Annotated in this window: 8 protein-coding genes; 5 read left to right on the forward strand and 3 right to left on the reverse strand. The window is 63.8% G+C overall.

What is annotated here, in order from left to right; all coding sequences use genetic code 11:
- The first annotated feature begins 291 nt into the window (after window positions 1–291).
- The 5 genes from urtA (at window position 292) to urtE (ending at window position 6,474) form a co-directional block, all read left to right on the forward strand.
- Window positions 292–1,584, forward strand: coding sequence for an urea ABC transporter substrate-binding protein (gene urtA / locus AKG11_RS23900; protein ID WP_050745714.1), 1,293 nt, complete (start codon window positions 292–294; stop codon window positions 1,582–1,584).
- 277 nt (window positions 1,585–1,861) lie between these two features.
- Window positions 1,862–3,493, forward strand: coding sequence for an urea ABC transporter permease subunit UrtB (gene urtB, locus AKG11_RS23905; RefSeq protein ID WP_050745715.1), 1,632 nt, complete (start codon window positions 1,862–1,864; stop codon window positions 3,491–3,493).
- Window positions 3,490–4,653, forward strand: coding sequence for an urea ABC transporter permease subunit UrtC (gene urtC / locus AKG11_RS23910; protein WP_050745716.1), 1,164 nt, complete (start codon window positions 3,490–3,492; stop codon window positions 4,651–4,653). Before urtB ends, urtC begins: the two co-directional genes overlap by 4 nt.
- A 5-nt stretch (window positions 4,654–4,658) precedes the next feature.
- A complete protein-coding gene (gene urtD, locus AKG11_RS23915) occupies window positions 4,659–5,423 on the forward strand; it encodes an urea ABC transporter ATP-binding protein UrtD (protein ID WP_050745717.1) in 765 nt (254 codons plus the stop codon).
- A 355-nt stretch (window positions 5,424–5,778) separates the two neighbouring features.
- Window positions 5,779–6,474: an urea ABC transporter ATP-binding subunit UrtE gene (gene urtE, locus AKG11_RS23920; RefSeq protein WP_050745718.1), complete on the forward strand. Its 696-nt coding sequence runs from the start codon at window positions 5,779–5,781 to the stop codon at window positions 6,472–6,474.
- Window positions 6,475–6,693: 219 nt separating this feature from the next.
- On the opposite strand, the gene AKG11_RS23925 is transcribed toward urtE, so the two are convergent.
- The 3 genes from AKG11_RS23925 to AKG11_RS23935 form a co-directional block, all read right to left on the reverse strand.
- Window positions 6,694–7,590 carry a dihydrodipicolinate synthase family protein gene (locus AKG11_RS23925; RefSeq protein WP_050745719.1) on the reverse strand — a complete coding sequence of 299 codons (897 nt, stop codon included), beginning with the start codon at window positions 7,588–7,590 and terminating at the stop codon, window positions 6,694–6,696.
- A 22-nt stretch (window positions 7,591–7,612) separates the two neighbouring features.
- Entirely contained in the window at window positions 7,613–8,221 is a 609-nt protein-coding gene (locus AKG11_RS23930) for a LysE/ArgO family amino acid transporter (protein WP_023512952.1), read from the reverse strand.
- 51 nt (window positions 8,222–8,272) lie between these two features.
- On the reverse strand, window positions 8,273–8,659 hold a 387-nt coding region (locus AKG11_RS23935; RefSeq protein WP_245293366.1), incomplete at its 5' end, for an integrase core domain-containing protein.

Consider the following 8,659-nt stretch of genomic DNA (forward strand, 5'->3'; position numbering starts at 1 on the left):
CCTCTGTCATCCTCGGGCTTGACCCGAGGATCCATACGGCACCCGGGGCTTGGATCCTCGGGTCAAGCCCGAGGATGACAGAGGGTGGGGCGGTGCGCCCGACACGCTCTTTCGTAACACACATGCAGCGCCCCCGAAATTCCTGCTGCGCTGCAAAAACTTCCCGCTTCTCCCTCCCGTATACGCAATATGACGTATGTGCAGCGCAGCATCCCCGTCCGATAGTTTCTTAAGCAACGGTAAAAAACCAATCCGCCCCGTTGCGGTCAAAAGAACAGAGGGGTTCAGACCATGTCCATCAAGGCGCGCGCCACCGGCGCACTGCTCGCAGCCATTCTCTCGACGACGGCCTTCCACGGCGCGTTCGCGGCCGACGACACGATCAAGGTCGGCATCCTGCATTCGCTTTCCGGCACCATGGCGATTTCCGAGACCACCCTCAAGGACGCCATGTTGATGCTCATCGAGGAGCAGAACAAGAAGGGCGGCCTTCTCGGCAAGAAGCTCGAAGCCGTCGTGGTCGATCCGGCCTCCGACTGGCCGCTCTTTGCCGAAAAGGCGCGCGAGCTGGTCTCGGTCAACAAGGTCTCGGCCGTCTTCGGCTGCTGGACCTCGGTATCGCGCAAGTCGGTCCTGCCGGTCTTCGAGGAGCTGAACTCCATCCTCTTCTACCCCGTCCAGTACGAGGGTGAAGAAAGCCAGCGCAACGTCTTCTACACGGGTGCCGCGCCGAACCAGCAGGCAATCCCGGCCGTCGATTACCTCGCCGAGAACGAAGGCGTCGAGCGCTGGGTTCTGGCCGGCACGGACTATGTCTATCCGCGCACGACGAACAAGATCCTCGAAGCCTACCTGATCTCCAAGGGCGTGAAGCCCGAGGACATCATGGTCAATTACACGCCGTTCGGTCACTCGGACTGGCAGACGATCGTCTCCGACATCAAGAAGTTCGGCTCGGCCGGCAAGAAGACGGCCGTCGTCTCCACCATCAACGGCGACGCCAACGTTCCCTTCTACAAGGAACTCGGCAACCAGGGCGTCAAGGCGGAAGACATTCCGGTCGTCGCCTTCTCGGTGGGTGAGGAAGAGCTCGCCGGCCTCGACACCGGTCCGCTCGTCGGCCATCTCGCCGCCTGGAACTACTTCCAGTCCGTCGACAACCCGGCGAATGCCGAATTTATCAAGACGTGGAAGGCCTTCACCAAGAACGACAAGCGCGTCACCAACGACCCGATGGAAGCCCACTACATCGGCTTCGCCATGTGGCTGAAGGCGGTGGAAAAGGCCGGCACGACCGATACGGACGCCGTGCTCGACGCGATGATCGGCGTCTCCGTGCCGAACCTGTCGGGCGGCTTCTCCACCATGATGCCGAACCACCACATCACCAAGCCCGTGCTGATCGGCGAAATCCAGGCCGACGGCCAGTTCGAGACCGTGTGGCAGACCTCCGGCCTTGTCGTCGGCGACGAATGGTCGGACTTCCTGCCCGACTCCAAGGACCTGATCGCCGATTGGCGCAAGCCCATGGAATGCGGCAACTTCAACGTCGCCACCGGCAAGTGCGGCGGCAAGGGCTCCTGATCTGATGGCTTGAGGGGAGTGCATGAAGCCCCTTTGCTAAACCCTTCGGGTCACCTTCCTGCCGGTGCGTGGTTTGCCCCTCACCCTAACCCTCTCCCCGCAAGCGGGGAGAGGGGACGTGCCCCGAAAAAGGGCGCGGATTGGGGAAGCGGTACGGCATATTCCCTTCTCCCCGCTTGCGGGGAGAAGGTGCCGGCAGGCGGATGAGGGGCCTGCCGACCAACCGCCATCCCGCCACTCGGAATGGCCACATCACCCAACGCTTCGAGGCCATGAGATGCACATGCGGCTCATCCATCGTTTCCTGCAATGCCTGCTCATCGCCGTCTGCGTGATGGTGACGCTGCTCGCCACCGACCTTCGCGCGGCAGACGACCTGCGCAGCATGGTCAATGCGCTCGGCGGCGGCAATTTCCAGGAAAACCGGAAACAGGTCGAAGCGCTGGCGAAGACCGGCGATCCCAAGATCGTGCCCGCCCTCGAAGCGCTCGCCGAAGGTGATCTCTATCAGCGCAAGGCCGACGGCACCGTCTTCATCGTCAAGCCGGCCGGCGCCAATTTCGCGCTGATCGACGCCCTGACGGGCGATGCGGCGGGCGAGGAAGCCAAGGCCGCGCTCGAAAAGGTCAAGGTCAACAACGGGCTGCGCCGGGTGATCCGTGCCGCGCTCGGCGGCCTGACGCTGATGAGCCCCGACACGTCCGTGCGCCTTCAGGCGGCCAGCACCATTCTGCGCACGCCATCCGCCGATGCGCTCGAAGGGCTGGACGCGGCGCTTGCCGCGGAAACCGACGGTGCGGTCAAGGCCGTGCTCGAAAAGGCCCGCGCCGCCGCCATCCTGGTGTCAGATCGCCCGGTGGAGGAGAAGAAGGCCGCCGTCGCGACGGTCGTCCAGACCGGCGGGCGGGACTCGCTGTCGCTGCTCTCCGGGGCGCTCGCCTCCGCCGATGAAAGCCTGCGCCCCGATATCGAGGCCGGCATCCGAGAGATCGAGGACCAGCTTGAGCTCTGGGCCGGCGCGCAAAACATCTGGTACGGCCTGTCGCTCGGCTCGGTGCTGCTGCTCGCGGCGATCGGCCTTGCCATCACCTTCGGCGTGATGGGCATCATCAACATGGCGCATGGCGAGATGGTCATGCTCGGCGCCTACACCACCTTCGTGGTGCAGGCCTATATCCGCGCCGCCTGGCCGGGCCTGTTCGAATGGTCGCTGGCCATCGCGCTGCCGCTCGCCTTCCTCGTCACCGGCGCCGTCGGCCTCGTCATGGAGCGCGGCATCATCCGCTTCCTCTATGGAAGGCCGCTCGAAACGCTGCTCGCCACCTGGGGCGTCTCGCTGATCCTGCAACAGGCCGTGCGCTCGATCTTCGGCCCGACCAACCAGGAGGTCGGCAACCCGTCCTGGATGTCCGGCGCCTTCGAGCTCGGCGGCCTCACGGTCACCTGGAACCGCATGTGGATCATCCTCTTTGCGCTCGCCGTCTTCGCCTTCCTGCTCTTCCTCCTGAAGAAGACGCCGATGGGCCTTCAGATGCGCGCCGTCACGCAGAACCGCCGCATGGCCTCGTCCATGGGCATCCGCACGCCCTGGGTCGATGCGCTGACCTTTGCCCTGGGGTCGGGCATTGCCGGCATTGCCGGCGTCGCGCTCTCGCAGATCGACAACGTCTCGCCGAACCTCGGCCAGGGCTACATCATCGACAGCTTCATGGTCGTGGTGTTCGGCGGCGTCGGCAATCTCTGGGGCACGCTGGTCGGCGCCTTCACGCTCGGCATCCTCAACAAGTTCCTGGAACCCTATGCCGGCGCGGTGCTGGGTAAAATCCTCGTGCTCGTGCTGATCATCCTCTTCATCCAGAAGCGGCCGCGCGGGCTCTTCGCACTCAAAGGCAGGGCGGTGGAAGCATGATCACCTCGTTTCTCGCAAAAGCCCTCGGGCGCAACATCGTCATCACGGTCGCGATCCTGCTGGTCCTCGCCGCCCTCGTGCCAGCGCTGAACCTGCTGACCGCGCCGGACCACCCGCTGCACGTCCCGACCTACATCGTCTCGCTGTTCGGCAAATACCTCACCTACGCCCTCTTGGCGCTGGCGCTCGATCTCGTCTGGGGTTTCTGCGGCATCCTCTCACTCGGACACGCCGCCTTCTTCGCGCTCGGCGGCTATGCCATGGGCATGTACCTGATGCGCCAGATCGGCGCGCGCGGCTCCTACGGCAATCCGCTGCTGCCGGATTTCATGGTCTTCCTCAACTGGAAGGAACTGCCCTGGTTCTGGTACGGTTTCGACATGTTCTGGTTCGCCGCGCTGATGGCGATCCTCGTGCCCGGCCTGCTCGCCTTCGTCTTCGGCTGGTTCGCCTTCCGCTCGCGCGTCAATGGCGTCTACCTGTCGATCATCACCCAGGCGATGACCTTCGCCTTGCTGCTCGCATTCTTCCGCAACGACATGGGTTTCGGCGGCAACAACGGCCTCACCGACTTCAAGGACATTTTAGGCTTCAACATCCAGTCGAACGGCACGCGCTCGGCGCTCTTCGCCGCCTCCGCCATCGCGCTCGCCCTCTCGCTCATCATCACCTCGGGCATCGTGCGCTCGAAATATGGAACAATCCTCGTCGGCGTGCGCGATGCAGAAAGCCGCACGCGCTTTCTCGGCTACCGCGTCGAGCACATGAAGCTCTTCGCCTTCGTGGTCTCCGCCATGATGGCGGGCGTCGCGGGTGCGCTCTATGTGCCGCAGGTCGGCATCATCAATCCGGGTGAGTTCGACCCGGCCAATTCCATCGAGGTCGTCATCTGGACGGCGGTCGGCGGGCGCGGCACGCTGATCGGCCCGATCGTCGGCGCCATCCTCGTCAATGGGGGAAAAAGCATCTTCACCGCCGCCTTCCCGGAATTCTGGCTGTTTGCGCTCGGCGGGCTCTTCGTGCTCGTCACGCTGTTCCTGCCCAAGGGCATCGTCGGCACCGCGCGGCAGTTTGTCGAGCGGCGCAGGGACTATCGCAAGGCGAAAGCCGTCGAAGAGGCGCGCACCTTTGCGGCGGCAGAACCCCAGGCGGCGGAGTAATCGGCATGAACACGCTCGCAAGCAATGCAAAGCCCACCAGCATCCTCTATCTCGACGGCGTCTCCGTCTCCTTCGACGGCTTCAGGGCGCTGAACTCGCTGTCCTTCGTCATCGAGCCCGGCGAGCTACGCGCCATCATCGGCCCGAACGGTGCGGGCAAGACCACCATGATGGACATCATCACCGGCAAGACGCGGCCGGATTCCGGCGAAGTCTTCTTCAAGGGCGTAATCGACCTCACCCAGAAGGACGAGGCCGAGATCGCCCAGCTCGGCATCGGCCGAAAATTCCAGAAGCCGACGGTCTTCGAGAGCCACACCGTCTGGGACAATCTGGAACTGGCGCTGAACCGCAAGCGTGGCGTCTTCTCCACGCTGTTCTATCGCCTGACCGCCGAGGACAAGGCACGCATCGAGGAAATCCTCTCGACCGTGCGCCTGATGAACCGCAAGGACGACTTTGCGGCCAACCTCAGCCACGGCCAGAAACAATGGCTGGAGATCGGCATGCTGCTGGCGCAGGAGCCGGAACTGCTGCTGGTCGACGAACCCGTCGCCGGCATGACGGACGCCGAGACGGCGGAGACGGCGATCCTGCTGAAGGAAATCGCCAAGACGCGCTCGGTCGTCGTCGTCGAGCACGACATGGGCTTCATCCGCGATCTCGGCGTGAAGGTGACCTGCCTTGCGGAAGGCTCGGTTCTGGCGGAAGGCTCGATCGATTTCGTCAGCGCCGACCAGAAGGTCATCGAGAACTATCTGGGGAGGTGAGGATGTATTCGGTGTTTCTTTCGCTGGAGCAGGTTGCTTGGGCACCCCCCTCTGCCCTGCCGGTCTCCCCCGCAAGAGGAGGGCGATCGCCTATGGCGAGAAACCGTTGCTACATCCCCTTCTCCCCAGCGGGGAAAAGGTGCCGGCAGGCGGATGAGGGGGATGCCGAAGGCAAAAAAGCGGAAGACTCCTTCCGTATCAACCTCTCATCCGACCCTTCGGACCACCTTCTCCCCGCTGGGGAGAAGGGGAAAACGGCTACGTCGAATTCCGTATGCGACAGCCTTCCCCTTGCGGGGGAGACCGGCAAGGCAGAGGGAGGTGACACGGCCTCCACCACAAAAGGAGCCGACGCATGCTGACCGTCGAAAAAGCCAACCTCCACTACGGTGCCGCCCAGGCACTGCGCGGCATCTCGCTCGCCGCCGAGATGGGCAAGATCACCTGCGTGCTCGGCCGCAACGGTGTCGGCAAATCCAGCCTCTTGCGTGCCATCACCGGCCAGCACCCGCTCTCCGCCGGCACCGTCACGTTCAACGACGTGAAGCTCGACGGCATGGCGCCCTACAACCGCGCCAAGCACGGCATCGGCTATGTGCCGCAGGGGCGAGAAATCTTCCCGCTGCTGTCAGTCAAGGAAAACCTCGAATCCGGCTATGCTCCCGTGAAGCGCTCGGAGCGTTTCATCCCGAACGAGATCTTCAGCCTGTTCCCGGTGCTGCAATCCATGCTCGGCCGGCGCGGCGGCGATCTCTCGGGCGGCCAACAGCAGCAGCTCGCCATCGGCCGGGCGCTGGTGACGCGCCCAAAAATCCTCGTGCTGGACGAGCCGACCGAGGGCATCCAGCCGTCGATCATCAAGGATATCGGCCGGGCGATCAAATATCTGCGCGATTCCACCGGCATGGCCATCCTGCTGGTCGAGCAATACCTCGATTTCTGCCGCGAGCTTGCCGACCACGTCTACATCATGGACCGCGGCGAGATCGTGCACCAGGGCGCGGCCGAGACGCTCGACACGCAAGAAGCCCGCCGCCACCTGACGGTGTGAGAACACGGTCGCCGCTCAGGCCACGCGGATTGCCAAAGCGTATGGCGCAAGCCGGGCGCGCATGCCCGACAGCCAGCACAGGGGGGAATGCGTGCCGCTACGGGCTTGCCGCAACGGGTCTCGTCTTCGCGGGCCGTATCAGGACGATCACGCTGGCGATGACGCGAACGAAGCCAAGGCATGCCGTCTGGCACATGGTTCAGCGCCGATCGAAGGGTGTCAGATCCTGAGACCGAGGCTTTCAAGCGCCGCTTTCACCCGCGGCATGTCATCGGGACCGAGTGGCAGGATCGGGCGCGGCGGCGTGACGCAGCAAAGGCCGAGAAGATCGGCGATGGCATACATGACACGGAAGCTGCCGAACTCCCTGAAAAGCACCCAGAGCGGCTGGAAAAAACCGTCACGGTGCTCCGTGTCGGCCCGGTCACCGGCCATCGCGGCGCGGGTGAGCGCAAGGGCTTCGGCGGGAAGCAGGCCGGCCGAGACGCTGTACCAGGCATCGCCGCCGGAAAGCAGCGATTGCGCCGCGCCCCAATCCCCACTGTAGCCGATGGAGAAATCCTTCGGCGTCAGGACGCGCAGCCGGGCGAGTTCCGCGCAGAAATCACCGTCCGCCGGCAGCGGCATCTTGACGGCAACAATATCAGGCAATCGTGCAAGTCGTGCGATCAGGCCTTCGCCGAAGACGAAGCGGGTGGTGCCGGGATTGTTGTAAATGCAGAGCGGCAGGCCACCCGCCGTCGCAACCGCGGCCATGTGCTGGAAAACCTCCTCCTCCGTCAGGGGCGTGTAGGACATGGGGGCGAGCAGCAGGCCATCGGCCCCGGCCGACTTTGCGTCACGGGCGAGCGCCTCGGCCTCGTCGGTGCGCAGCGCGCCGACGCCGACGATGAGCGGGATCCTCCCGCCGACGCTCTTCATCGCCGCATCGACAGCCCGGCGCCGCTCGTCGCGCGACAGGAAGGCATAGCCGCCGGTGCTGCCGAGAAGGCCAACGGAATCAGCACCCGCAGCCTGGATGCGCTGGAGCAGACCGGCAAGCGCGACCGTATCAACACGGCCGGCCGTATCTGTCGGCGTGATGGAAAAGGCCGAAAGGCCGCGAAAAATAGTCATGGCTCCCCCTCTGTGCTGCCGATCATAGACCGCTGGCGAGCTTGAAGGCGATCAGCCACATTGTCACCGCGACAATCCCCTCCAGCACCCGCCAGGCGGCTGGATTGGCAAAGACCGGCCGCAGCTTCGTCGCACCATAGCCAAGCGAGAAGAAGAACAGAAACGAGGCCGTCACTGCGCCAGCGGCGAAAGAGGATTCCAGGCCGGGAAAGCGCGTCGAGATCGTGCCCAACAATACGACCGTGTCGAGGTAGACATGCGGATTGAGCCAGGTGAGCGCAAGGCAGGTGAGAAGCGCCTTGCCGAGGCCGGCAGCCTTCCCCTCCCCCGCCGAGAGCGCGCCGGAGGAGCGAAAAGCGGAACAGAGGTTTTTTGCGCCATACCAGACGAGGAACGCAGCGCCGCCATAGCGCATCACCGGCTCGAGCCAGGGAAGCACCGCGGCGATCTGCCGGAAGCTGGTGATGCCGATGAGGATCAGTATCGCGTCGGACAGGGCGCAGGTAAGGCAGATGGCGAAGACATGCTCGTTGCGCAGCCCCTGCCGCAACACGAAGGCGTTCTGCGCGCCGATGGCGAGGATCAGGCTGAGGCCCATGGAAAGGCCGGTGACATAGACGGAAAAGCTCATGCGCGGCGGTGCCCCCTCTTCGCTATGTCCCCCATAGCGCCGCAAGATTATTTAGGTGTTTGGTCCCGGCATTTGATGGTGCGGATTGAGTTTAAACCGTCCCGGCTCTGTTGCCCAGATTTTGCAGATGTATTCGTAGGGCGTTAGGCCGCGCAGTGTCTTTAACCGACGGCCGTAATTGTAGGCGTCAACGAAGTCATGAAGGTGGGCGGTTAACTGGGCATGGCTGTCGTAGTGGTAACGTTTGACAGTCGCTTCCTTGATCGTTCGGTTCATTCGCTCGACCTGGCCGTTGGTCCAGGGATGCTTGATTTTGGTGAGCCGGTGTTCGATCCCGTTCTCACGGCAACGCATGTCAAACATGTGCGTGATGTAAGTGGCCGTAGGGCCATCGGCGTAGCGCGGCGGGAACGTGAACTGGATGCCGTTATTCCGAAC

The sequence above is a fragment of the Shinella sp. SUS2 genome (assembly GCF_001262505.1).
Lineage (GTDB): Bacteria > Pseudomonadota > Alphaproteobacteria > Rhizobiales > Rhizobiaceae > Shinella.